Origin of the sequence: Streptomyces sp. VRA16 Mangrove soil, assembly GCF_017377775.1 — a bacterium.
In the GTDB taxonomy this organism is placed as follows: Bacteria; Actinomycetota; Actinomycetes; order Streptomycetales; family Streptomycetaceae; genus Streptomyces.
The window spans coordinates 148071-173028 of sequence record NZ_JAFVLN010000001.1; the positions used below are offsets into that span (position 1 = coordinate 148071).

Annotated in this window: 17 protein-coding genes; 11 read left to right on the plus strand and 6 right to left on the minus strand. The window is 71.8% G+C overall.

Annotated elements, in window-relative coordinates:
- Window positions 1-88: 88 nt before the first annotated feature.
- On the plus strand, window positions 89-394 hold the full coding sequence (locus J3486_RS00675; protein WP_207817926.1) for a hypothetical protein: 306 nt from the start codon (window positions 89-91) through the stop codon (window positions 392-394).
- A 439-nt stretch (window positions 395-833) separates the two neighbouring features.
- On the opposite strand, the gene J3486_RS00680 is transcribed toward J3486_RS00675, so the two are convergent.
- The gene (locus tag J3486_RS00680; protein WP_207817927.1) at window positions 834-3857 is read right to left on the minus strand and encodes a glycoside hydrolase family 38 C-terminal domain-containing protein; all 3024 of its coding nucleotides are present in this window, start codon (window positions 3855-3857) and stop codon (window positions 834-836) included.
- Window positions 3858-3906: 49 nt separating this feature from the next.
- Entirely contained in the window at window positions 3907-5502 is a 1596-nt protein-coding gene (locus tag J3486_RS00685; protein ID WP_207817928.1) for an ABC transporter substrate-binding protein, read from the minus strand.
- 305 nt (window positions 5503-5807) lie between these two features.
- On the opposite strand from J3486_RS00685, the gene J3486_RS00690 reads away from it, so the two are divergent.
- The 5 genes from J3486_RS00690 to J3486_RS00710 are packed head-to-tail and all read left to right on the plus strand — an operon-like array spanning window position 5808 to window position 11307.
- Entirely contained in the window at window positions 5808-7406 is a 1599-nt protein-coding gene (locus tag J3486_RS00690) for an ABC transporter substrate-binding protein (protein WP_207817929.1), read from the plus strand.
- 46 nt (window positions 7407-7452) lie between these two features.
- Window positions 7453-8379: an ABC transporter permease gene (locus tag J3486_RS00695; RefSeq protein ID WP_207817930.1), complete on the plus strand. Its 927-nt coding sequence runs from the start codon at window positions 7453-7455 to the stop codon at window positions 8377-8379.
- The gene (locus tag J3486_RS00700) at window positions 8372-9265 is read left to right on the plus strand and encodes an ABC transporter permease (RefSeq protein ID WP_207817931.1); all 894 of its coding nucleotides are present in this window, start codon (window positions 8372-8374) and stop codon (window positions 9263-9265) included. Before J3486_RS00695 ends, J3486_RS00700 begins: the two co-directional genes overlap by 8 nt.
- Before the next feature lie 3 nt (window positions 9266-9268).
- Entirely contained in the window at window positions 9269-10285 is a 1017-nt protein-coding gene (locus tag J3486_RS00705; protein ID WP_207817932.1) for an ABC transporter ATP-binding protein, read from the plus strand.
- Window positions 10282-11307 (plus strand): ABC transporter ATP-binding protein, encoded by a 1026-nt coding sequence (locus tag J3486_RS00710; RefSeq protein WP_207817933.1) that lies wholly within the window; start codon window positions 10282-10284, stop codon window positions 11305-11307. Before J3486_RS00705 ends, J3486_RS00710 begins: the two co-directional genes overlap by 4 nt.
- A gap of 85 nt (window positions 11308-11392) precedes the next feature.
- On the opposite strand, the gene J3486_RS00715 is transcribed toward J3486_RS00710, so the two are convergent.
- Window positions 11393-13045, minus strand: a complete 1653-nt coding sequence (locus J3486_RS00715) for a BTAD domain-containing putative transcriptional regulator (protein WP_207817934.1) — start codon at window positions 13043-13045, stop codon at window positions 11393-11395.
- A gap of 75 nt (window positions 13046-13120) precedes the next feature.
- Window positions 13121-14341, minus strand: coding sequence for an aminotransferase class V-fold PLP-dependent enzyme (locus J3486_RS00720; RefSeq protein WP_207817935.1), 1221 nt, complete (start codon window positions 14339-14341; stop codon window positions 13121-13123).
- A gap of 207 nt (window positions 14342-14548) precedes the next feature.
- Between J3486_RS00720 and J3486_RS00725 the strand changes: the two genes are divergently transcribed.
- From J3486_RS00725 to J3486_RS00745, 5 genes are all read left to right on the plus strand, one after another.
- Window positions 14549-15259 carry a FadR/GntR family transcriptional regulator gene (locus J3486_RS00725; protein ID WP_207817936.1) on the plus strand — a complete coding sequence of 237 codons (711 nt, stop codon included), beginning with the start codon at window positions 14549-14551 and terminating at the stop codon, window positions 15257-15259.
- A 496-nt stretch (window positions 15260-15755) separates the two neighbouring features.
- The gene (locus J3486_RS00730) at window positions 15756-17117 is read left to right on the plus strand and encodes an MFS transporter (protein ID WP_229377299.1); all 1362 of its coding nucleotides are present in this window, start codon (window positions 15756-15758) and stop codon (window positions 17115-17117) included.
- 51 nt (window positions 17118-17168) lie between these two features.
- Window positions 17169-18476: a hydantoinase/oxoprolinase family protein gene (locus J3486_RS44870; RefSeq protein WP_207817937.1), complete on the plus strand. Its 1308-nt coding sequence runs from the start codon at window positions 17169-17171 to the stop codon at window positions 18474-18476.
- Window positions 18473-19534: a DUF917 domain-containing protein gene (locus J3486_RS00740; RefSeq protein ID WP_207817938.1), complete on the plus strand. Its 1062-nt coding sequence runs from the start codon at window positions 18473-18475 to the stop codon at window positions 19532-19534. The genes J3486_RS44870 and J3486_RS00740 overlap by 4 nt, the downstream gene beginning before the upstream one ends.
- Window positions 19531-21024 (plus strand): CdaR family transcriptional regulator, encoded by a 1494-nt coding sequence (locus J3486_RS00745; protein WP_207817939.1) that lies wholly within the window; start codon window positions 19531-19533, stop codon window positions 21022-21024. The genes J3486_RS00740 and J3486_RS00745 overlap by 4 nt, the downstream gene beginning before the upstream one ends.
- Before the next feature lie 192 nt (window positions 21025-21216).
- Here the strand turns inward: J3486_RS00745 and J3486_RS00750 are convergent, their stop codons facing one another.
- Both J3486_RS00750 and J3486_RS00755 read right to left on the minus strand, forming a co-directional pair.
- Window positions 21217-22893, minus strand: coding sequence for a hydantoinase B/oxoprolinase family protein (locus J3486_RS00750; RefSeq protein WP_207817940.1), 1677 nt, complete (start codon window positions 22891-22893; stop codon window positions 21217-21219).
- Window positions 22890-24935 carry a hydantoinase/oxoprolinase family protein gene (locus tag J3486_RS00755; protein ID WP_229377300.1) on the minus strand — a complete coding sequence of 682 codons (2046 nt, stop codon included), beginning with the start codon at window positions 24933-24935 and terminating at the stop codon, window positions 22890-22892. The genes J3486_RS00750 and J3486_RS00755 overlap by 4 nt, the downstream gene beginning before the upstream one ends.
- Window positions 24936-24958: the final 23 nt, after the last annotated feature.

The following is a 24958-nucleotide window of genomic DNA, read 5'->3' on the forward strand; positions in this document are numbered from 1 at the left end:
GCCGCTACGACTTCCGTACGCGCGGCGGTGACCAGGCGTCCCCCTCCAACCAGCACCTGCACGCCTTCGGCCTGATCTGCCTGCCCGAGTGGGTACGGCTCGCCCGCCCCTCGACGACCCGTACTACCTGCGCTCGGCCCGCGAGAACCTCGATTGCTTCCGGCAGTTCGTGGCCCGCGCCGACGGCGACTTCAACGCCTACCGCGGCATGGTCAGCGAACGCTTCTACCAGACCGAGTGCTTCCAGGCGAAGGGCATGCTGCTCGCCCTCTCCCACGCCTGGTCCGCCGGCGTGCTCCTGTACGAATCGCCTACAGCCTCTTCCCGCACACCCCCGACGGCCCCGACAGCGCGGCCGACCGGGCCGCCGCGCACGACCCCGACGGCTACGTGAACCGCTGGTTCCTCGACCCGGTGCACGGCCGCGGCTACCCCGACGACATGCGCGCCCACTGGGAACAGGCCGTCGGCGCCTGGACTTCATCGAGCACGGCGACCTCGGCACCATCGCCGCGGGCAGCGACTTCATCGGCGTCAACTACTACGCCCGCCGGGGCAGTTCGAAGGGCAGGCGGTCCTCCGGTTTCGCGCGTCCCGACACGACGTCGAGGAGGGCGGCGTCGGAGCCGAACGTGCCTGACCAGCACGGACGCGCTTTTCGGCACCCACAATGCCCGGCCGGTACAGCACAAGGCGGCCGAACCGGGCGGGCTGCCCGGTTACGGCGGGGACGAACACACCGGCCAAGCCACCGTCGACCAGATGCTCGCGCACCCACGCCACCACGCCCGGATCCGCGAGCGGCTCCGCTTCCCTGACGGCAACCCGCACCCTCAGCCCCGCCGCAGCCGCACCGTGCAGAGCTGGAAGGGGCGCAGGGCGAACGTCAGGTTCGCGGCGTCCGGCTCGGGGGCGGCGACCGGGCGTTCCAGGAGATCGCAGCGGACGGCTGTCGCCGCCTTGAATCCAGGGCTCAGGAGCACGGTGGCGCGGCCGCCCTCGGCCTCGTAGAAGCGGACCACGACGTCGCCCGAGCCGTCGTCGGCGAGCTTGACCGCGCTGAGGACGACCGACTCCTGATCGACGGTCACCAGCGGGGCCACCGCGTCCTGGGAGGTGCCCGCCACCACCCGCTCCGGCAGCGACAGCGCCGCGCCCTCACGCACCGCGTCGCCGATCTGCGCGCCGGGAACCAGAGCGTGCCGGAAGCGGTGGATGCCCTGGTCCGTCTCCGGGTCGGGGAAGCGCGGGGCACGCAGCAGGGACGCGCGTACCGTCGTGGTGGTGCCCTGGGTCTCGGGGGCCTCGCGCACCGTGCGCGTCACGTCGTGGCCGTACGTGGACGCGGTGACCAGGGCGACGCCCCAGCCGGGCTCCGCCACGTGCACGAAGCGGTGGTTGCAGGCCTCGAAGCGGGCCGCCTCCCAGCTCGTGTTGGTGTGCGTGGGCCGGTGGACGTGCCCGAACTGGGTCTCCGACGCATACCGTTCGGCGTGCACGTCGAGGGGGAACGCCAGTTTCAGGAACTTCTCCGTCTCGTGCCACTCCACCTCGGTCCCGATGTCGAGGCGCCCGGAGCCGGGGGAGAGCGTGAAGGTCTGCACCACCGTGGACGCGCCGAAGGAGCGGGTGACCCGCACCCCGTCGGCGGTCGCGGTGAGCACGTCGACGCCGGTGAGATCGGTGGCGGTGTTCCGGTAGAACTGGTCGACGTCCCAGGCGTCCCACTTGTTCGGCAGGTCCGGGTGGAGCTGGAGCAGACCCGCGGGACGGCCCGGTACGAGGGTCTCGCGGCCGCTCGCCAGATGCACCAGCGAGACGATCAGACCGCGGTCGTCGATCTCGGCCCGCAGGGTCGCGTTGTCCAGGACGAAGCCGCCGCCGTCACGGGCCACGACCCTCGTGGGCGGCTCCGTGGCCGCGCCGGGGACCGCCGCGCCGAGCGCGGGAACCGCGCCGCGGCGGTGCGGAGCCGAGTTGAAGCGCAGGACGCCCGTGCCCCGCCCGGCCAGCGCCCGCTGCGCCGCGTCGATGATGCCTTCGAGCTCTGCCGTGACCTTCGCGTACGTGGCGCGCGCCTCCCGGTGCACCCAGGCGATCGACGAGCCCGGCAGGATGTCGTGGAACTGATGCAGCAGCACCGTCTTCCACAGCCGGTCCAACTCCGCGTAGGGATAGGCGAATCCGCAGCGCACGGCTGCCGTCGACGCCCACAGCTCGGCCTCGTGGAGCAGGTGCTCGCAGCGCCGGTTGCCCTGCTTCGTCTGTGCCTGGCTCGTCAGGGTCGCCCGGTGCAACTCCAGATACAGCTCGCCGACCCACACCGGGGGCTCGGCGTACTCGGCCTCCGCCTTTTCGAAGAACGCCGCGGGGGCCTCCCACTCCACGGCCGGTGAACCGTCGAGCGAGCGCAGGCGCTTGGCGCGCGCCACCATCTCGCGGGTGGTGCCGCCCCCGCCGTCGCCGAACCCGGTCGGTGCGAGCGAGTGCGCCGCGCGGCCCTTCTCCTTGAAGTTCCTTTCCGCGTGGGCGAGTTCACGGCCCTCCAGTGCGCAGTTGTACGTGTCGACCGGCGGGAAGTGGGTGAGGACCCGGCTGCCGTCGATGCCCTCCCACCGGAACGTGTGGTGCGGGAAGGTGTTCGTCTGCGACCAGGAGATCTTCTGCGTCAGCAGCCACTTGGACCCGGCCTCGCGGATGATCTGCGGAAGTCCGGCCGCGAAGCCGAAGGTGTCGGGCAGCCACACCTCCTCGTTCTCGATCCCGAACTCCTCCAGGAAGAACCTCTTGCCGTGCACGAACTGGCGGGCCATCGCCTCCGAGCCCGGCATGTTCGTGTCCGACTCCACCCACATGCCGCCCGTCGGCACGAACCGCCCGTCCGCGACCGCCTTCTTCACCTTCGTGTAGACCTCGGGCCGGTGCTCCTTGATCCAGGCCAGCTGCTGCGCCTGCGACATGGCGAAGATGAACTCCGGCTCGGCGTCCAGCAGGTGCACCATGTTCGACGCGGTGCGGGCCACCTTGCGGACCGTCTCACGCAGCGGCCACAGCCATGCCGAGTCGATGTGCGCGTGACCGACCGCGCTGATCCGGTGCGCCGAGGGCCCCGCGGGAACGGCGAGTGCCGGCGCCAGCGCGTCGCGTGCCGCCTGCGCGGTGCTGTTCACATCGCCGAGGTCCACGGCGTCGAGCGCCGTCTCCACCGCGCGCAGGATCTCCCAGCGGCGGGCGCGGTCCGGCGGCAGCTCCGCCATCAGCTGGCCGAGTACCTCCAGATCGTGCACCAGGTCCCACACCGTCTCGTCGAAGACGGCCAGTTCGACCCGGCCCAGCGTGTAGATCGGTTCGCTGCCGGCGGTGTCCTTGTCGCCCAGCCATGTGGGCCTGAACGCGCGGGAGTTGAAGAACCCGGGGTTCGACGCCGCCTCCACGCGCAGCTCCACCGGCTCCCCTCCGCCGACCGGGGCGCCGATCCGCACCCAGTGGTTGCGCGGGTGCAGCCCCTTGATCGGCGTCCCGTCCGGCGCGTGGACGAGGCCCTCGCACTGGAATCCGGGCCCGCCCTGTCCGTCGAAGCCCAGGTCGATGAGCGCCTCCACCGTCCGCCCCGCCCACTCCTCGGGAACGGTGCCCGTCACGGTGAACCAGCTGGTGCCCCAGGGCCGCCCCCATCGGGTGCCCTCGGCGATGGGCCGGGGAACCGCGGCGAGTCCCTCGGCGACCGGCACCGGTTCGTCCGGCGCGTGCCACACCCTCACCTCCAGGGGAACGCTCAGCGGATACACGGCGGGCCTGATGCGCTCCTCCAGCACACGCCGGAGTCGGTCCTCGACGAGCGAGCGGTCGTCATGCATGGGCGGTGAATCTCCTGAGGTGCGAAAGGAAGGGGGCCGGGGCGGGTGTTCAGTGGTCGATCGTCGACCGCACGGGGTTGATGTCCGCGTACGGAGAGTCCAGCGGGTGGACGTCGGGGGAGTGCAGATAGATCGTGCGCGTGTGGGAGATCGGCACGGTCGGCATGTCCTCGGCGATCAGGTCCTCGATCTGTTGGTAGGCGCGCGTCGCCTTCGCCGGGTCGGCGATCGCGTTGGCCTGTTCCAGGCGCCGGTCGACCTCGGGGTTGTCGTAGCCCGTGGAGTTGAAGTCGCCGTACGAGGCGAAGACCGGGGTGAGGTAGTCCTCCAGGGACGGGTAGTCGTGGCCCCAGCCCGAGGACCGTACGCCGTCCAGCTGGTGCTTGGCCTGCAGGGCGCTGATGTCGCTGCCGGGCTTGCCGACGTACTGGATCTTCAGGCCGAGGTTCTGCCGCCACATGTTGCCGAGCGCCTCGGCGAAGACCTGGTCGCCGGGGTTGTCACTGGCGTAGTAGATCTTCAGCTTGCCGGGGAAGCCGCCGGCCTCGCTCAGCAGCTTCTTCGCCCGCGTCACGTCCAGCGTGCAGGCGGTGCAGGTGTTCTCGCGATGGCCGTCCAGAGTCGGCGCGGTGAAGGACGTGGCCGGAAACGCGCCCGGCTTCAGCTTGACCAGGGCGTCCCGGTCGAGGGCGAGTGACAGCGCCCGCCGCACCTTGGGGCTCTTGAACCCCGGTGTGTTCACGGGGAGTTCGAGGTAGCTGAGGTTCGGCGCGGCCTTGCCCTGGCTCCACTTGCCGGGCGCGTCCGTCTTGTACGCGTCGATCTTCGAGGAGGGCAGCGCGGCGTAGTCCAGGTTGCCGGCGAGGAACTCGTTGTAAGCGGTCTCCGGATTGGAGAAGAAGCGGTAGACGAGCCGGTCCGCGTCGGGCGCGTCGTCGCCCGCGTAGTCCTTGTTGCGGACCATGCGGACGGGCTGACCCGCCTTCCACGCCCCGTCGAGCTTGTACGGTCCGTAGCCGATGGGCTTGTGGCTGTACGCGTCCGGGTCCTTCAGCGTCTCGGCGGACAGGGCGGCCAGGCCGTAGTAGCTCAGGGTCGTCGGGTACGGCGAGAAAGGTGCCTTGAGCGTGACGGTGAAGGTGAGGTCGTCGACCACCTTCAGACCGGACAACGTTGTCGCCTTGGGCTTCCCCTTCGCCGGGTTCAGATCCTCGTACCCCTTCACCCGCTGGAAGAAGCCGTTGTTGAGGTATCCGTGGGGCCCGTAGGCCGTGTAGTTCCAGGTGTCGACGAAGGACTTCGCCGTCAGCTTCTCGCCGTTGGTGAACGTCCAGCCGGGCTTGATCTTGATGGTCCAGGTCTTGGCGTCCTGGGAAGTGACGGACTCCGCGACGACGTTGACCAGCTTGCCGGTCTTGGGATCCACCCGGGTCAGCGGCGCCCACATGGCGAAGGCCAGTTGGATGTTGGACGAGCCGTTGTCCTTCTCCGGGTTGATGGCCGCGATCTCCGTGCCGGTGGCCACCGTGAGGGTCCGCCCGGACGCGTCGTCGCCCTTGTTGTCCGAGCTGCCGCCGCATCCGGCCAGGGTGACCGCGAGGGCGGCAACGGCCGCGCCGGCGGCGGCTCTTCGTGTCCGGGCCATGGGAACTCCCGTGAGTACGGCCGGAATCAGTGCGATCCGGCGTGTCTGAACTGTCGGGCCGGGACGCTAGGAACGCGGCCGTCCGCGCGGCAAGTCCCGTATGCCGAACGTCCATTCAAAGTCCATCCGGGCCGCGTACGGGATGCGCAATGGGCGCCGGATGGATGTCGGATGGAGGCCGTGCGAGCCCTCCCTTGACGCCCACTCGGCCCCTTCCTACTGTCGCGCCCCAACCGACCGGCACGTCCGGGCTGGTCACGGCGGTTTCCGTCGCGATCGGTCCGGCCTCGACTGCGGGAGAACCCATGGCCCGGACAAGAAGAATCGCCACGGCGGCGACCGGCACAGCGGTGGCGGTCGTACTCGCCGGCTGCAGTGGATCGGGCGGCGACGACGGCGCGGGCAAGGACGGCGTCCGCTCGCTGACCATCGCGACCGCGGCCGAGATCCCGCTCCTCAACCCCTCGAACGACAACGGCACGACCGGAATCCAGATCGAATCCGCTCTCTGGGCGCCGCTGACCCGCGTCGACGCGAAGACCGGGAAGCTGGTCAATGTCGTCGCGGAGTCCGTCACTTCTCAGGACGCCAAGACCTGGACCATCAAGATCAAGCCCGGCTGGACGTTCACCAACGGCGAGAAGCTGACGGCGAAGTCCTTCGTCGACACCTGGAACTACACGGCGCTGGGCGAGCACGGGTTCGCGAACAACGGCGCCTTCCAGCGGGTGAAGGGGTACGAGGATCTGAACCCGGCGAAGGGGAAGCCGAAGGCGACAACGTTGTCCGGTCTGAAGGTGGTCGACGACCTCACCTTCACGGTCACGCTCAAGGCACCTTTCTCGCCGTACCCGACAACGCTCAGCTATCTCGGCGTCAGCGCCCTGTCCGCCGAGACGCTGAAAAACCCCGACCGGTACAAGCACAACCCGATCGGCTACGGCGCCTACAAGCTCGACGGCGAGTGGAAGGCCGGGCAGCCGGTACGCCTGACGCGGAACAAGGACTACCAGGGCAAGGACGCTCCGGAGGCCGACCGCATCACGTTCCGCTTCTTCTCCAATCCGGAGACCGCCTACAACGAGTTCCTCGCCGGCAACGTCGACTACGCGGCCGTGCCCTCCTCGAAGATCGACGCGTACAAGACGGACGCGCCCGGCAAGTGGAGCCAGGCGAAAGCCGCGGGCAACCTCTCGTACCTCAATCTGCCGGTGACGCTGAAGCCGTACGGCGACACCCGGATCCGCCGTGCGCTGTCGCTCGCCCTGGACCGGGAGTCCCTCGCCAAGCTGAAGCCCGGCAACTTCCCGGCGACCTCGTTCACCGCGCCCAGCATCGAAGGACACCGCGAGAACACCTGCACGGCCTGCACCCAGGACGTGGCCGAGGCGAAGAAGCTGCTGAGCGAGGCCGGCGGCTTCCCCGGCAAGCTGCGCCTCTTCTTCGCCAGCGACAATCCCGGCGAGCAGGTGTACGCCGAGGCGCTCGGCAACATGTGGCGGCAGAAGCTGGGCCTGAAGATCCAGTACGTCGGCAAGCCCGGCGCCGAGATCGGTCCGCTCGCCAATGAGGGCAAGCTCGACGGTATCCGCATCATGGGATGGGGCCACGACTACCCGTCCCTGGAGGACTACCTCACGCCGCTGTTCGCCTCCTACGGCGATGTCAACACCGGCCGCTACAAGGACGCGAAGGTCGACTCGATGCTCGCCTCGGCCAATGCCGAGGTCGACCAGGCCAAGGCGACGAAGGACTACCAGGCGATCGAGGACCGCATCGACCGGCAGATGCCGGTCGTGCCGCTCGCCCACTCGCGGGACGTGTACCTCCACGCCGACGGCGTCGAACCCCTCAACACGCGCTACACGAGCGTGGACCCCGTCCGGTCGACCTTCGGCGAATGACCCCCCACTCATCCCGCTCATCCGGCAACCCCCGAAGGAGACAACGGTGTTGCGTTTCGCGCTCCGCCGCCTCCTGATCATGATCCCGATCGCGGTCGTCGTGACGTTCCTCGTCTACGCGATGGTCTTCGCCCTCCCCGGCGACCCGATCCGGGCCCTGTCAGGACAGAAACCCCTGGCCGAATCGGTCATCGCGGCCAAACGTGCCTACTACCACCTGGACGATCCGCTGTTCGTCCAGTACCTGCACTTCATGGGCAACCTGCTCAAGGGCGACCTCGGGCAGACCTTCGACGGCCAGGACATCGGCGAACAGCTCGCGCTGCGCTGGCCGGTGACCCTCCAGCTCGGGCTCACCGCGCTCGCCATCCAGCTCGTCCTCGGGCTCGTCAGTGGCGTGTACGCGGGGTGGAAGCGGGACGGGATCGTCGACCGGACGCTGCTCGCCGCCACCCTTGGGGTGCTCGCCGTGCCCGGTCTGGTCGCGATGTTCTTCGCGCAGTCGTTCTTCGCCGTCGAACTCGGCTGGTTCCCCGTCTCCGGCGCCACCGACGGCTGGCCCGGGAGCTATCTGCTCCCCGCCACCGTGCTGGGCGTCCTCGGCTTCGCCGGACTGGCCCGCGTGACCCGCACCAGCCTCGCCGAGGTCGCGAGCGCCGACTTCGTGCGCACCGCCCGCGCCAAGGGGCTCGCCCCCCAGCGCATTCTGTGGGGGCACGTGCTGCGCAACGCCATGCTCCCTGTGATCACGTACATCGGGCTCGACCTGGCCGGCATCCTCGGCGGCGCGATCATCACCGAGGGCATCTACAACCTGAACGGCATCGGGCAGTTCATGTTCCGCTCCATCGCCATGAAGGAAGGCGGAGTGGTCGTCACGCTCTCCACCGTGCTGCTGCTCGGCTACATGCTCGTCAATCTGGTCGTCGACCTGCTCTACGGCCTTCTGGACCCGAGGGTGCGCCATGTCTGACACCGCTCTGGCGACCGCCGCCGAACTCGAACCCGTCGCCGCGGACGTCCCGCGCGGCGCCGCCGTCCTGCGCGACCTGCTGCGCAGGCCACGGTTCGTGCTCAGCGCCTTCGCCATTCTCGTCATCGCGCTGATGGCGGCCTTCCCCCGGCTGTTCACCGCCACCGACCCGACCGTCTGCGACCTGAAACTCTCCAAAGGGGCACCGTCGGCCGCGCACTGGTTCGGTTACGACATCCAGGGCTGCGACTACTACGCCAACGTGATCTACGGAGCCCGGCCCTCGGTCCTGGTCAGCGTCTCGGTGTGCGTCGTCGGGTTCGTCGTCGCCTGCGTCCTCGGCATGCTCGCCGGATACTTCCCCGGCTTGGTCGACAACCTCGTCTCGCGCACCGCCGACGTGCTGTTCGCGCTGCCTGGGCTGGTCGCCATGATCGTGATCCTGCAGGCGTTCTCGTCCCGCTCGGTGTGGGCCATCGCCTTCGTGATCGTGCTGCTCGGCTGGCCCGCCGGGATGCGGCTCATGCGGTCGACCGTGCTGAGTGTGCGTACGCGTGAGTACGTGCTGGCCGCCCGGGCACTGGGAGCAGGGGCCCCGCACATCCTGAGGGTGCACATCCTGCCCAACTCGGTGGCCCCGCTCCTTTCGCTGACCACGCTCACCGTGGGCGCCGCCGTCGGCACCGAGGCCGCGCTCACCTTCCTCGGCATCGGGCTCCAACCGCCCACCATTTCCTGGGGACTGCAGATCGCCATCGCCGCCTCCTACCGCGACGACGTGCATCTCTTTCTCTTCCCCGCCCTGTTCCTGACCGTCACCGTCATGGCCTTCATGATCATGGGTGACACGGTCCGGGACGCCCTCGACCCGAAACTGAAGAGGTGAACCGTGGACGTCCACAAGGAAGCCGAGCCTCTGCTCGACGTACGCGATCTGGGCGTCGAGTTCAGCACCCGCGCTGGGCGGCTGCGTGCCGTGGACGGGGTCTCCTGGACGCTGCGCCGCGGACGTACCCTCGCGATCCTCGGCGAGTCCGGTTCCGGCAAGAGCGTCTCCACGCAGGCGATCACCGGCATCCTCGACAGCCCGCCCGGTGAAGTGACCGGCGGTCAGGCACTGTTCGACGGCATGGATCTGCTGAGGCTGACCGCACGGGAGCGCCGCGGCGTCGTCGGCAGCCGGATCTCCCTGGTCTTCCAGGACGCGCTCTCCGCGCTGAACCCCGTGCACACGGTCGGCCGGCAGATCGCCGAGCTGTACCGGGTGCACCGCGGCACGAGCCGCAAGGACGCCATGAGGCAGGCCGCCGACATGTTGGACCGGGTCGGCATCCCGGGGGCGCGGGCCCGCGTCCACGACTACCCGCACCAGTTCTCCGGCGGCATGCGCCAGCGCGTGATGATCGCCATGGCGCTCGCTCTCGGCCCCGAGGTGCTGATCGCCGATGAACCGACCACCGCCCTCGACGTCACCGTGCAGGCGCAGATCCTGGAACTGCTCGCCGAGAGCCAGGCCGACACCGACATGGGCGTCGTCCTCATCACCCACGATCTGGGTGTCGCCGCGGAGATCGCCGACGACCTCGTCGTCATGTATGCGGGCCGCGTGGTGGAGTCGGGTCCGACCGCCGACGTCCTGGGAGACCCCCAACATCCTTATACGCAAGGCCTGTTGGAGTCTGTGCCGACCGCTGAGACGCGCGGTCAGGAGCTGCCCGCGATCCCGGGAACGCCGCCGGACCTGCTGCGGTTGCCGTCGGGCTGTCCGTTCCGGCCGCGCTGTCCGCACGCCCATGACCGGTGCACGACCGAGCGCCCCGAACTGGTGCCGGTCCCCGCAGGGCCCCGCTTCGGCGCCTGCCACCTCCTCGACCCGCAACTCAGCCCGGAAGGCGCCGCACGATGACCGACCCAGCGAACGGCGATGTGATCCTCAGGGCCGAGGGCCTGGTGAAGCACTACGGGGGCGGCCCCACGCTGCCATGGCGCCGGGACGCGGCCGTGGTGCGCGCCGTCGACGGCGTCGACCTGGAACTGCGGCGTGGGCAGGCCCTCGGCATCGTGGGAGAGTCGGGCTGCGGCAAGTCGACACTGCTGCGGCTGCTGTGCGCGCTGGAACGGCCCACGGCCGGGCGGCTGCTCTTCGAGGGCGAGGAGGTGGACCGGATGCGTGGCGCCGCGCTCAAGCGGTGGCGGCGACGCGTTCAGGTCGTCTTCCAGGACCCCTACGCCTCGCTCAACCCTCGGCTGACGGTGGGCGAGATCGTCGGGGAGGCCTTCGACGTCCACCCCGACGTGGTGCCCCGCGCCGGGCGCCGGGCCCGGATCGCCGAGCTCCTCGAACTGGTCGGCCTCGACGCCGGCCACGCCGACCGCTATCCGCACCAGTTCTCCGGCGGCCAGCGTCAGCGCATCGGCATCGCCCGCGGCCTCGCGCTCGGACCCGATGTGCTGCTGTGCGACGAACCGGTCTCCGCGCTCGACCTGTCCGTGCAGGCCCAGGTGGTCAACCTGCTGCTGAAACTGCGCCGTGAACTCGGCCTCGCGCTCGCCTTCGTCTCCCACGACCTCGGAGTGGTGCGGCACGTGTGCGACGACGTCACCGTGATGTACCTCGGCAAGGTCGCCGAACAGGCCCCGGCCGAGGCGCTCTACACCCGCCCCGGCCACCCCTACACCCAGGCGCTGCTCTCGGCCGAACCCTCCCTCGACCGCATCCGCACCCCGCACGCCCCGCGGCGCACCCGCATCGTGCTCGCCGGTGATCCCCCCTCACCGGCCGCGCCGCCCCCGGGCTGCCGCTTCCACACGCGCTGCCCGCGCGCCCAGGACCTGTGCCGTACGACGGAGCCGGCGCTGACCGTGCGGGACGGACGGGCCGGAGCCTGTCACTTCGGCGAGGCCGTGCTGGCCGAGGCCGGCGGTTGATGAGGTGAGGGCCGGTGCGGCGGTCGAGCCGTGCCCTGTCACCGCACCGACGCGGTGCTCGCCGAGGACGGCGGCCCAGGCGGTGTCAGCCGGCCGAGGCGATCGGGGGCCGCGCCGCGCGCAGGCCGTCGGGGTTCCCGGTGCGGGCGATCACCGCCGGGGACGCGAAGGCCTCACCCGCACGGGCCGCCTCGTCCGCTGCCCGTGCGGCGGCGAGCCGCAGTGCCAGGGGCTGACCGGCGCAGCCGTCCGCGAGGCTGTGCAGCGTCGAGACCGTGTCGGCCCGGTACGGCAGGGGCAGCGCGGCGACCGCGGTGCGCGGCGCCCCGGAGGCGAACCGGCGCAGCATGCGCAGGGACTGGGCCGCGTCGAGCGGGCCGAGCCGCAGTGCGAACCGGCCGGGCAGTTCGCGCAGCGGGGCGCGGCTGGTCACCAGGACCGCGCACCCGGGCGCCGCGGGCAGCAGTTCCCGCAGCTGGTCGAGGTCGCGTGCGTCGTCGAGCAGGACGAGGAGGCGGCGTTCGGCGGTGAGGGTACGGAACCGCACGGCACGCCGCTCCAGACCGTCGGGCACCTCGTGCGGCGGCACCCCGAGGTCCTCCAGGAACCGGCCGAGCACCTCGGCCGGGTTGCGCCCGCCCAGCACCGCGTACAGCTGGCCGTCCGGGAACCGGTCCCTGACCTGGTGGGCCACATGCACGGCAAGGGCGCTCTTGCCGAGGCCCGCGGCCCCGTGCACCACCACGGTCGGACAGGGGGTCGCGGGCGATTCAGGGCGCCGCAGCACTTCATGAAGTTCCCGTACCTCCGCCTCGCGGCCGGTGAAGTCGGCACTGTCCCGGGGGAGTTGAGCAGGAGCGGGCAGTGCGGGCGTCGGACACACCGGCGCGGCCGCCCGTGCAGCCTGCCGTGGCGCGGCCAGCGAAGGATCGGCGCGCAGGATGCGGTCGTGGAGCCGGGTCAGATGCGGCCCGGGCTCGACTCCCAGGTCGTGCACGAGAGCGCGCCGCACCCGGCGGAACACGGCCAGCGCCTCGGGCGTGCGCCCAGTGCGGTACAGGGCGAGCATCAGCAGCCCCTGGAGGCGCTCGTCGTGCGGCCGGGCCGGGACCAGCGGGGCGACCAGGTCGGCGGCCTCGGCCTGTTCGCCGAGGTCGAGGAGGACCTCGGCGTGTTCCAGGAGGGCGTCCACGCGCAGCGCGGCCAGGCGCCGCCGGGCGTCGGCCGCGTGGCGTCCCGGCACACCGCTCAGCGCCTGCCCGCCCCGCCACTGGGCGAGAGCCTGCTCGTAGCCGGAGCGGGCCTCGGCAGCGCGGCCCGCACGACGCTCGCTGCGCGCCTGCGCCACCGCGTCCTCGAACCGCCACAGATCGAGTGCGTCCCGCCCCAGGCGCAGCCCGTAGGTGGTGCCCCGGGTGATCAGCAGCCGGGGTGCGGCGCGCCGGGCCCGGTCGGGTTCGAGTGCCTTGCGCAGCCGTGCGGTGTACGTGGCCAGCAGCCCGGGCGCGCTGGCGGGCGCGTGCTCGCCCCAGACCGCCCGGATCAGTTCGGCGCGCTCCACCTGTTCGTCGCCCCGCAGCAACAGCGCCGCGAGCAGGGCCTGTTGCTTGGGGGTGCCCGGTGCCAGCGGCTGCGTGCCGCGCTCCGCGCGCACCTGGCCGAGCAGCCGGTAGCGCACCGGCGTTTCGTCGGACGTGGGCGGGAGTGCGCGGAGTTCCGTCGCGGTGCCTGGGGTCACGGGTCGTCACCTTCCTCTTCGGCGTGCCATGCGCGGTGAGCCGTGCGGGCTGCGGTGCGGGCGAGGGATGCGGAGTCAGTCGGCGCGGCTCCATGCCAGCAACGCCGGCACGCACCGCTCCGCGAACTCCTCGTAGTCGGCAGGGGTGTTGTAGACGTGTGCGGAGAGCCTCAGGTAAGCGACGCCGTCGAAGGACGTGAACGCGGTCTCCGCGCCCAGTTCCGCCGCCGCCCGGTCGCGCAGCACGTCGCTCGGGAACCGGTCGGGGCCGAGCGTGTCCGGAAGCCGTACCAGGCGCAGGGCCGGCGCGGGCGTGCCCACCTCGGCGCGGGCGTCCTGCCCCGAGTGCCGGGCGAACGCCTCCGCGACGACGTGCTGCCCGTAGTCGACGAGCGCGCCGAGATACCCGCGCACCGTGTCCCAGCCCCACGTCCGCTCGACGAACGACAGCGCGGTCGGCGCCGCGAGCCACGCCGAGGTGTCCTGCGTCCCCGTGTGGTCGAAGCGTGCGGGGAACGGGAGTTCGCCGCCCCAGGAGTCGATCAGCGGGTACAGGCCCTCGCGCAGCGGGCCGCGCACGACGAGGGCCGAGGTGCCGCGCGGGGTGCAGCCGAACTTGTGCAGATTGCCGGTCCAGAAGTCGCAGTCGAGACCGTCCAGCGGCGCCGCCAGCATGCCGGGGGCGTGCGCGCCGTCCACCAGGAACGGGATGCCGCGCTCGCGGGCCAGTTCGGCGACCCTGCCGACGGGAAGCAGCCGACCGGTCGCGGAGGTGATCTGGTCGAGCAGGATCAGCCCGGTGGTGTCGCCGATCTGTTCGGCGATGGCCTCGAACGCCTCGTCCGCCTCCGCCGCGAGCGGCACGTGCGCGGTGCGCACCCGGCCGCCGCAGCGCAGGGCCGCACGTCGTGCCGCCATGGTGACCGCGCCGTACCCGTGATCGGTGACCAGGATCTCGGCGCCCGGAGCCAGGGTGAGCGAGGCGAGGACGGTACTGACTCCTGCGCTCGCGTTCGGCACCAGGGCCAGGTCGTCGACGGACACCCGCAGGAACGCGGCGAGGGCCTCGCGGGCGGCGGCGATCCGTTGCGGCTGCGCCGGGAACCACACCACCGGCGCCCGCTCGGCCCGCTCCCGCAGGCGGTCCTGCTCCCGCTGCGCCGCCAACGGAACGGCGCCGAACGAGCCGTGGTTGAGATGGAGCAGGTCGGGCGCGAGCGACCAGGCGCCTGCGGCGGGTCCGCCGTCCGGCAGGGACAGCGGCTTCGGCGGCGCGACCGCCAGGCGCGTACTCATGCTCATGCGACTCCTACGCGGCGATACCCGATACGTATGATGACTTCGGTCATCCTGGCATGTGCATCACCATGATTGAAGAGCCAGTATCCGGAGTTTTCCTGGAAGTTATCTGATGACTACACCTCGGACTCCTGAAGACATCTGATGACTTGCTAAGGTCCGGGGCAACGAACCTGGGAGCGCGCGGAAGTGGGGGAACGGGCTATGTCCGCAGTGGAGCGGGCCTTCCACGGCCTGCGGCACATGATCGCCGACGGGAGGTTGAAGGCGGGTGAGCGGATGCCGCCGGAGGCCGACCTCGGCGCCGAACTCGGCGTCTCCCGCGGCCCGTTGCGCGAGGCGGTGCGGATGCTGGCCGCGCTGCGCGTGGTCGAGCCGCGTCACGGCTCGGGCACCTACGTCTCCGCGCTGCGGCCCGAAGACATCATCGGCAGCCTTTCCCTCACCGTGGACCTGCTGCCGCTCTCCGGCCTGCTCGAAGTCTTCGAGCTCCGCAGGGTCCTGGAAGCGCACGCCGCCTCGCAGGCCGCCGCGCGCGTGGACGCCGAGGCGCTGGAGCGCATGAACGCCCTGCTGGAGGGCATGGAGGCGATCGACGACCCGAGGGAAGTCTCCGCCCTGGACCACCGCTTCCACTCGGAGATCGCCCGCGTCGCCGGCAACCCCGCCCTGGAGTCGCTGCTCACCGTGTTCCGTACGCGCTCCCGGCGCCACCAGATCTTCACCCTCCCGCAGGGGCCCGACATCAAGCGGGTCAGCGACGCCGGTCACCGCGAGATCGTCTCGGCCATCGGCCGGCATGACCCGGTGGCCGCCGCGGCGGCGGCCGCCACGCACATCGCCCACTCGGAGAAGTGGTTGCGCCATCTCCTCGAGCAGGAGCAGCAGGAGCAGCAGGAGCAACAGGAGGTCTGAACGTCCGTCGGGCGCGCGCAGGTTCGACCGTTCCGGATCCGAATCCCCGCCGTCGGACCGCGCCCTGGAGCTGGACCGGTTGGCGCCCTCGTACGGGCGGGTGGTGGCCGGTGTGGTGATGCACCAGGAAGCCGGGCGGCGGACCTTGGCCGACATCGCGCATGTAGGTGCAGTGATCATCGAGAGGCACGAGGAGACGCTGGATGACGACTCGCCTCGGTCGCGGGTTCGACTGCCGCGACCCTGGGGGAGTTCGTCCGCAGTGCTGGGATCGCGCCGGGCGAAAAGTGGCCCCAGGCCTGGTGAGAGGCCGGCTCTGTTCGTCGATGCGGCCCAGACCGTCCTGGAGCGGGTGGCCGCGCCCGTTTGTGCAGGGCGCACGCCCAATCGTCAGGATGGTGTGCGCCGTGCACGCGTAGCGGAACCGGCCGGAGTTTATGGTGCCGCCGCCCCTGATTCCTGGGGCGCAGTGCTGGGCAGGCCGGAGGGACATCCGATGAGCACCATCAGAGAAGCAGGCGGCGGGCCGGTGCCCACCGGGAATCGGCCGACGGTCGGGGACCGGCCCGTCGGCGCTTGGTTCGAGGGCATGTCCTTCGGGCGCGTCCATCTACTTGCCGCTACCGCGCTCTTCATGGCGTTCGTGATCGAGTCATGGGAGCAGTTGGCGCTGGTCTATGTGTCGGGGGATCTCGGCGATGCCTTCGGGATCAACGAGTCCGCCATCGGGTGGGCGCTGTCCGCGGTCGCCCTCGGCATGATCCCGGGCTGCCTCGTGTGGGGGCCGGTGTCCGACCGGATCGGACGCCGGTCTGTCTGTCTGTGGTCTCTCGCCTCCTACGGCGTCATCGCGCTGGCCAGCTCCTTCTCACCGAACTTCACCGTGCTCATGGTGAGCCGGTTCCTGTCCGGCCTGGCTCTCGCGGGCATCTACACCGTGACGTTCCCGTACTTTCTGGAGCTGCTTCCGTCACGGCTGCGCGGTCGTGCCGCGGTGTATCTGTCCATCGGCTGGCCGATCGGCGTGCTTCTCGCCGTCGGTGTGACCCGGGCCCTGGGCGACTTCGGCTGGCACGTCGTCGCCATCGCCAGCGCGCTGGCCGGAGTATGGGTGTTCGCCATCCGGGCCTGGGTCCCCGAATCCCCCTACTGGCTCGCAGAACAGGGACGACACCAGGAGGCGGGAGCCGTCCTGCGCCGCCTCGGGGTCGATGTCCCCGAAGGCACCGTTTTCGCCGTCACTCCCGCCACGGAGCTCCGCACCGGCCAGCCGCTCGACCTGTTCCGCGGGCCGCTGCTGCGCGTCAGCGTGCTCATGCTCGTTGTCAACTTCGCCTTCAACTGGGGCTACTGGGGACTGCAGACCTGGCTGCCGACCCTGCTGCAGGACAAGGGCCTGAGCATGTCGGCGAGCCTCGGGTTCGTCGCGCTGAGCGCCGTGTTCATGATTCCGGGCTACGTCTCGGCGTCCTGGCTCACCGGCCGCTACGGCCGCAAGAAGGTCTTCCTTCCCTACGTCGCCCTCGCCGCTGTCTCCGGTGTCGCCTTCGCCTATGCGGACACCCTGACCACGATGTATGTGGCCAACTTCGCCCTGTCGTTCTTCTGCCTCGGCGCCTGGGGCGTGTGGAACACCTGGAACGGAGAGTTCTACCCCACGGCGCTGCGGGCCACCGGGTATTCGTGGGCCACTGCCGCTCAGCTCGGGGCCACGTCGCTGGCGCCGTCCGTGGTCGGCTTCCTCCTCGCGCGGGCCACGGGCTTCTCGTCGACGATTCTGTTCATCATGGCGTTCCTGGCGATCGCCCTGATCTGCGCGGTGCCGCTGCCGGAGACCGAGGGCAAGGACCTGGAGTAGGAAGCGGAGCCACGGCTCGCCGCCGACCGGGGCAATGGGGAGAATGACCAGGTGAGACTCGGAATCGATCTGGGGCGCGACACGACCGCGGCCGTGCTCGTCGAGGCCGGTCCGCAGAGCCCGGTGGTGGCTCGGGCGGCCGCGCCGAGCGCTCCCACGACGGCAGTGAGCCTGCGGCGGGTCCTGGCGCGGCTCGGCCCGCTCCCCGCACGGCCTCGCACGGTCGCCGTGGTCACCGACCTGACCCAGGGGCCACTCGCGCTCCAGCGGGTGGCGGCCCTGCGGATCTCACCCGAGTCACATGCCGCGCTCGGCCCGTTCGTCGGATGGCCGCAGGCGGTACGCGCCGAGGTGGCGGGGCCGTACGAAACCGTGGCCGGCGGCAGTTCCGTGACCGGGCAGTCGCTGGGCTCGCTCGACCAGCAGGCCGTCGCCGCCTTCGCGTTCCGCGCTCGTACAGCCGGGATCACCGTCTTCGCGCTGAGCGCGGCGGGTGCCCCGACGGATCCCGGCCCGGAACTGGAGGCCGCGGAGGTGATCGCCGGGGTCGTGCCCGACGCGGCCATCAGCATGTCGCACGAGATCGGCTCGCCGGGCCTGAGAGAACGCGAGAACGCGACGATCCTCAACGCGGCCCTCGGCGGCCAGGCCGGGGAACTCGTCCAGGACTGCCGCCGGGTCCTGCGCTCCGCGGGGATCGATGCCCCGTTGCTGTTCGCGCGGGACAGCGGCGGCCTGGTCGCCGCGGACTACTTCCGCCGGTATCCCCTCGTCGCGACCGCGCCCGCCGCGCCCTGTGCCGCTCGCGGCGCCGCCGTGCGCACCGGCAACGAACGCGCGGTCGTGGTGGTCGCGGGCGCACGCGCCACACGCTGCCTCGTCGTGGTGGACGGCGAGCCCGTACGGCACGAGCGGCCGTGCCCCGGCGCGCTCGGTGTCCGCGTCCAGCTGGGCGCCCCCGACGTGGCCGAGGTCGCGGCGGACGCGGGCGCCGACGAGGTCACGGCGGTCGTCGCGCGACTCACGGAGCGGGCGCCGGGCGCGCCGGTGATCCGCACCGGTCCCCCTGCCGATACCGAAGTCTCCGACGGTCTCTTCGACGCGGCTCGCGATGCGGCCGGCGCCGAATGCCGCGCCGAAATCGAGCGCATCGTCTCGGCGGCAGGTCGCGCCGAACTCGACCAGCTGCTCGAGGCCACCCGGGGACACACACTGGCCCGTGCCGTCACGGCGGGCGCCGCCCCCGGCACCGTACGCCTGCGATCCTTCGCCCATGCCCCGGTCGCCTATCTGCCGGCCGGGGTGCACCGGGTGACCGCGCAGGCCGTCGGTGAACCCTTCGCGGAGGCGGCCCCATGACGGAGACGACGGACGCGCTGATCGGACCGGCCGAGCTGGCGCACCTCGCGGTCGGCGCGCGATTCCTCGCCGCCGGTGCGGAGGAATCCGCCTACCAGGTGGCTCTCGACTGGGCCGCCGCGGAACTCGCCGCCCACGGCCCCGTGCGGCTGCTCCCCGCCGAACGCGTCGCACCCGGTGGGCTGTGCGTCGCGATCACTCTTGCCGGTGCGTCGGCCGCGCTCGCCGAATCGCTGCCCACCGGTGACGAACCGGTGCGCGCGGTGCGGGCCGTCGAGCAGTTGACAGGCCGTCGCGCGGAGGCCGTCGTGCTGCTCAACACCGCCGCCGAGAACGCCTTGATCGGGCTGGCCGCGGCCGCCCGTTGCGGACTGCCGCTGGTCGACGGCGACGCGTGCGGGCGCGTGCTCCCGCTTCTCGAACAGACCCTGTTCACCCTGGCAGGCGCCAGCGCGACACCGCTCGCCCTCGCCACGCCCGGAGGCGACGTCGTCACCGTCCGCTCACCGCGCGACAGCGTGGAGGAGCTGGTGCGCCCGCTGGTTCTCGCAGCGGGCGGTTGGGCGGTCGTCGCCGGGTATCCGGTGGACGGCGCGCTGCTCGTGGACGCCCTGGTCCACGGCACGGTCAGCCGGGCCGTCGAGGCCGGCGCACGGGAAGGGGCGGCCCGCTTCGGTGCCTGGCGGCCGCGCCGCCTGTGCCGGGGCCGGGTCGTCGCCCTCGAACCTTCCGTCGGCCCGTACGGACCCGGCAGCACCGGCACGCCGGTGTCCCTGCCGTCCAGGCCCACCAGCGTCCTGGTCGACGAGGAGGACGGACTGCGGCGGCGGTTCCGGCTGGAAGCCCACAACGACGTCCTGCTGGCTCTGGCCGACGGCGCCGTCGTCGCGGCCGCACCCGATCACATCCTGCTGGTCACCGGCGGCGACGGCCGTGTCCTCGACGTCGAACGCGTCGTCCCCGGCCTCACCGTGGAGGTGATCGTGATCGAGGCGGCGCCCGCCTGGCACACTCCCGAGGGCAGGGCCCTCGCCGGGGCCGTGGGAGCCCATCCATGACCCGGCCCCTGACGGTGGCCGAACTCCTGCGGCACGGCCCGCTGCCCGCCACGACCGTGCACGGCCCCACCGACCTGCCGACCGAGATCACTTCCGTGCGGATCGTCGACCGGGTCGAGTCGCTCGACACGGTGCAGCCCGGCACGGCCGTGGTCCTGGTGGGGCACGCCGCGTCGGCGGCCTGGACCGTCGAAATGGCCCTGCGGAAGGCATGGGAACAGGCGGCGGCCTGCGTCGTCGCCCCGGCAGCGGTCCGCGCGGACTCGGCCGGCGATCTCGCGGGGCGCCTTGGTGTCCCGCTCCTCATGGTCGAGGGCGAACCGCTGGACACCGCCGTTGTCCTCGCATCGGCGGTGTCCCGGCCCGAGGCGGGTCGCGCCGCGCTGACCGCCCGCGCCGCCCAGCGGATCGCCCGAGCCGGTCACCGGCCGGAAGCGGTGCTCGCCGCGCTGCACGACGTGCTGCCGCGCACCTCCGTGGCGCTCACCGGCCCGTCCGGCGCCGTGCTCGCCGGGCGGGCGTCGGCCCTTCAGGACACGCCCGGGTCCGCGCACGTGCACGTACCGGTACCCGACCCCGATGGTGGGCAGCTGGTCACCCTGACCGCACGGTCACCTTCTCGAACCCCGGACTGGGCCGCGACGATGACCGAGGTCCTGGAGCTGGCCGTGGCCCCGCTCACCGCCTGGGCGGCCGCGGAACGACTGCGGGCGGAGCGCTCCGAGCGAGCCGCGTCCGCCCTGCTGACGACTCTGCTCGACCGGCCCGCGCGGGGGGCCGAGCCGGACGCCGGCCAGGGTTTCGTGATCGCCGCCGCGGTCGGTCTCGGCTGGGCGACTCAAGGACCGCTCGTCGCGTACGCGCTGCGCCCGGACTCCGCGACCACGGACACCGGCCCGCTGCTCAGAGCGTGGTGGAGCCGTGCCGGAATGGCCGGCCCGCTCGTCGCCCATCGAGATGTCTGGGTCGCCTGGCACACGCTGGCCGGGCCGGATGCGCCGGCCGACGCCTTCGTCCGCGCGGAACGACGCCTTACCGCTGCCGTTGCCGAGGCCGCCGTGCCCTGGCGGCTCGCCGGCGCCGTCGCGGGGCCACTGGCGGATCTCAGCGCGCTGGGACCCGCGCTCGACGACGCCGTCGCGGCCGCCGGGGTCGCTCGCCCGGGCACGGTCGTCCGGGCGGACCGGGCCGGACCGGCCGGACTGCTCGCGGCTCTGCCCCGCGACGCGCTGCGCCGCCCGGCCGCCGTGCTCCTGGCCCCGCTGCTCGCTGCCGACCGGGACGGGGCGCTGTTGCGGACCCTGGCCGTGCTGCTCGACGTGGGTGGCGCCCCGTCCGTCGCGGCGGCCCGCCTGGGCGTGCACCGCAACACGGTGACGGCGCGCCTGGAGCGACTGCGCGCGCTGGGCTGCGACCCGGACGACTCGGAGCTGCGGCTGCCGTTGCATCTGGCGTGCCAGGTCCTGCTCGAACCTGACGACGCCGGATGACCTGAGAGCCTGTCTTTGAACCCCCGCCTGCGCCCCGACGCCCGGCACGCACGCTCGCCGCACGTCGTGCCAGGACAGGTGGCTCCGCCACATGACCTGGCACGACGCACGACGATCGCACGCACCGACCGCCGCTGCGCCCGCCCTCCGGCCGCACGACGGGGGTTCAAAGACAGGCTCTGACCCGAGTGGTCAGCGGCCGTACCGCTCCCGTACGTGTTCCGCGCTGAGCACTCCCTGCCGTACGTCCTCCTCGACCGCGTCGGCGGTCCGCTCGGCGACCGGTCCGTAACCGCCGCCGCCGCCGCTCTCGCAGCGCAGGACGTCGCCGTCACGCACCAGCAGCGCGTTCGCCTTGAGCAGGGAACGGGCGTCCGGGCGGCCGGGGTTGAGGGTGACCCGGGGCGCCGCGCCCTCCTCGCCGCCGAACAGCCCCCAGGCCGGGGTGACCGACCGTTCCCACCACAGGGACAGGTTCTGGTCGGCGGTGAAGCGGTACTCGCGCACGACGCCGTTGCCGCCGCGTGTCCTGCCCGGGCCCGCTGAGTCGGTGCGTACGGCGTAGCGCTCGACGCGGATCGGGAACAGGGTCTCCAGGACCTCCACGGGCATGTCCCGCAGCGATCCGTTGACGTTGTTGATCAGACAGCTCTCGCCGTCGCCCGCCTCCCAGGCGCCCCAGCCGCCGACCGTCGCCTCCTGCGACACGAACAGCTTTCCGCTGCGCGGGTCGAGGCCGGTGAACTGCACGATCATGGAGTCGCCGTACGAGGCGGCCGCGGCCCGCTCGGGCATCGCGGGCGCGAGGGCCTTGACGACCAGGTCGATGACGAGACCGAGGTGGGAGTAGTAGTACTGGCAGGCGGCCGGTTCGATCGCGGCCAGCATGGAGCCGGGCCGGGTCACCACCTCAAGAGGGTCGAACGAGCCGCCGTTGAGCGGCACTTCGCCGCTGATCAGCAGCTTGTAGCCGACGCGGCAGGCGGCGACGGTCTGGGCGGCGCCGCAGTTGACCGGACCGGTGGCCTGGTCGGCGCAGTCGGTGACGTCGACGGTCATCCGGTCGCCGTCGATGGTGACCCGCACGGTGACGTGCAGCGGGGTGCCGAGGTCGATGCCGTCGTTGTCGAGCCGGCCCGTGGCCTCGTACACCCCGTCGGGGACGGCCGCGATCTGGGCGCGCTCAAGGCGCCGGGTCTGCTCGAAGATGGCGTCGCGGGCGGCGGCGAGCGTGTCGAGACCCCAGCGCTCGACGATCTCGGCGAGCCGCCGGGCGCCGGTGAGCGCGCAGGCCACCTGGGCGCGCATGTCTCCGAGTGTGGGCTGCGGGAACCTCACCTGACGGGCGATCAGGTCCTGTGTGAGGGTGCACGGCTCGCCGCCCTCGTAGATCTTCAACGGGCCCATGCGCAGGCCCTCTTGGTAGATCGTCGTGGAGTCCATGGAGCCGCCCGGGTCCTTGGAACCCATGTCGATCCAGTGCGCGCGGGAGGCGGCGAAGCCGACGAGGTCGCCGCCGACGTGGATCGGCGCGTAGACCGTGACGTCGTTGAGGTGGGTGCCGCCGATGTACGAGTCGTTGAGCACCCACACGTCGCCCTCGCGCCACACGTCGCGGCCGTACATGCGCTCCGTGGCCCGGGTGCACTCCTCCAGGTTGCCCAGGAAGATCGGCAGCCCCGAGGACTGGCCCAGGACGTGGTGGTCCCGGTCGAGCAGCGCGACGGCGCAGTCCTTGGCCTCGTAGATCGTCGGCGTGTACGCGGAGCGGATCAGCGTGGTGTTCATGTCCTCCGCGGCCTGGAGCAGCGCGCAGCGGATGATCTCGGTGGTGATGGGGTCGATGGCGACCTCGGTACGGGAGCTCATGCGGCGCCTCCGAGCTTGATGACGAGGAAGCCGTTCGCGTCGACGGTGACGAGCGCGTCCGGCGGGACGACGGTGGTGGAGGTGGCCTCGACGACGACGGCCGGGCCGCTGAACTGCTCGCCCACCGGCAGGTGTTCGCGCCGCAGCACGGGGGTGTCGTACGTCTCGCCGCCGAAGGTGACGGGCTTGGTGCGGCCGGCCCATGGGTTCTCGCCCGCCTCGGGGGCGTACGGACGCCGCTCCAGGGCCGGGGGCGCGCCGAGCGCGGTGGTGCGCAGGGCCACGAACTCGACCGGCGCCTCGGGCGTCGCGTGCCCGTAGCGCCGCTCGTGCTGCGCGGCGAAGCGGGCGGCGACCGCGGCGAGGAAGCCGTTCGTGAGGGGCTCGTCGGCGCCGGTCAGCGGCACGGTCAGGGTGTAGTCCTGGCCTTCGTAGCGCATGTCCACAGCGTGCTCGACGCTGTGCCGCTCGGCGGGCACGCCCTGCTCGGTGAGCGCCGAAAGGGCCTGCGCCTCAAGGCCGTTGAGCGCGGCGGCCAGAGCCGCGTTGTCGAGTGCGTCGCCCGGGGTGAAGAACTGCCGGGTCAGGTCGCGGCGCACGGCGGTGCCGAGCATGCCCCACGCGGAGAACGCGCCGGGGAACAGCGGCACCACGACCTCCTCCACGCCCAGTTCGCGGGCGATCTCCACGGCATGCATCGGGCCCGCACCGCCGAACGCGAGGAGCGTGAACTCCCTTGGCTCACGGCCGTGTTCCACGGTCAGCGTGCGGATCGCCTGCGCCATCTTCGCGTTGGCGACGCCGCAGATGCCGTCGGCGAGGGCGAGCGGGTCGAGGCCGAGCTCGTCGGCGAGGGCGCCGACCGCGGAGCGGGCCGCCGCGACGTCCAGGGTCATGTGACCGCCCGCGAACCACTCCGGGTCGACGCGGCCGAGAACGGCGTTGGCGTCGGTCACGGTGGGGCGGGTGCCGCCGCGCCCGTAGCAGGCGGGTCCGGGCACGGCGCCCGCCGACTCGGGTCCCACCCGCAGCCCGCCCGCCTCGGCGTAGGCGAGGGAACCGCCGCCCGCGCCGATCGTGTGCAGGTTGACCAGCGGGGTCAGCACGGGAAAGCCGTCCGCGGTGCCTTCGTTGGAGATGTCCGGCCGTCCGTCGAGGACCAGGGAGACGTCGAAGGACGTGCCGCCCATGTCCACACAGATGGCGTTCTCGCGGCCCAGCAGAGCCGCCGCCGCGACGCCGCCCATGGTGCCGCCGACCGGCCCGGACAGCAGGGTCTGCAGCGGGTGCGAGCGGGCGAACGAGGCGTTGACGACACCGCCCGACGACTGCATCACCTGCACCGGAACACCCAGGCCGCGCTCGGCGAACCGCTCCTCGATACGGCCCAGATAGCGGCGCACGACCGGCCCGGTGTAGGCGTCGAGGACCGCGGACGAGGTCCGTTCGTACTCGCGCCACTCACCAGCGACGGCATGCGAGAGCACCACCATCACGTCGTCGCCGAGCTCCTCGCGCAGGATCTCGCCCGCCCGCAGCTCGTGCCGGGGCTCGACATAGCTGAACAGGAACGACACGGCCACCGCCGTGTACCCCTCGGCGCGCGCCCGCCGGGCGACCGCTCGCACCGCGTCCTCGTCCAGCGGACGCAACTCGGCGCCCTGCCAGTCGAGTCGGCCCCCGACCTCCGTGGTGGAGTGCCGGTTCACCAGGGGGACCGGCTTGCGGTAGTGCAGGTCGAACATCCGGTCCCGGTTGCCGCGGGCGATGTGGTAGACGTCCCGCATCCCCTCCGACATGAGCAGCAGCACCTTGGCGCCCTTGCGCTCAAGGAGAGCGTTCAGGCCCTGCGTGGTGCCGTGCACGAAGAAGGAGATGGCGGCGGGGTCGGACACGGCCCGCTCCAGCGAGGCGAAGACACCCTCCGCCAGATCGCCCGGTGTCGTCGGGGCCTTCGCCGCCACGTATGTGCCGCGTGTCTCGTCGTACGCGACGACGTCGGTGAATGTGCCACCGATGTCCATGGCCACCCGGTATGTCATGCCGCCTCCCGGCTTTCTGGGGG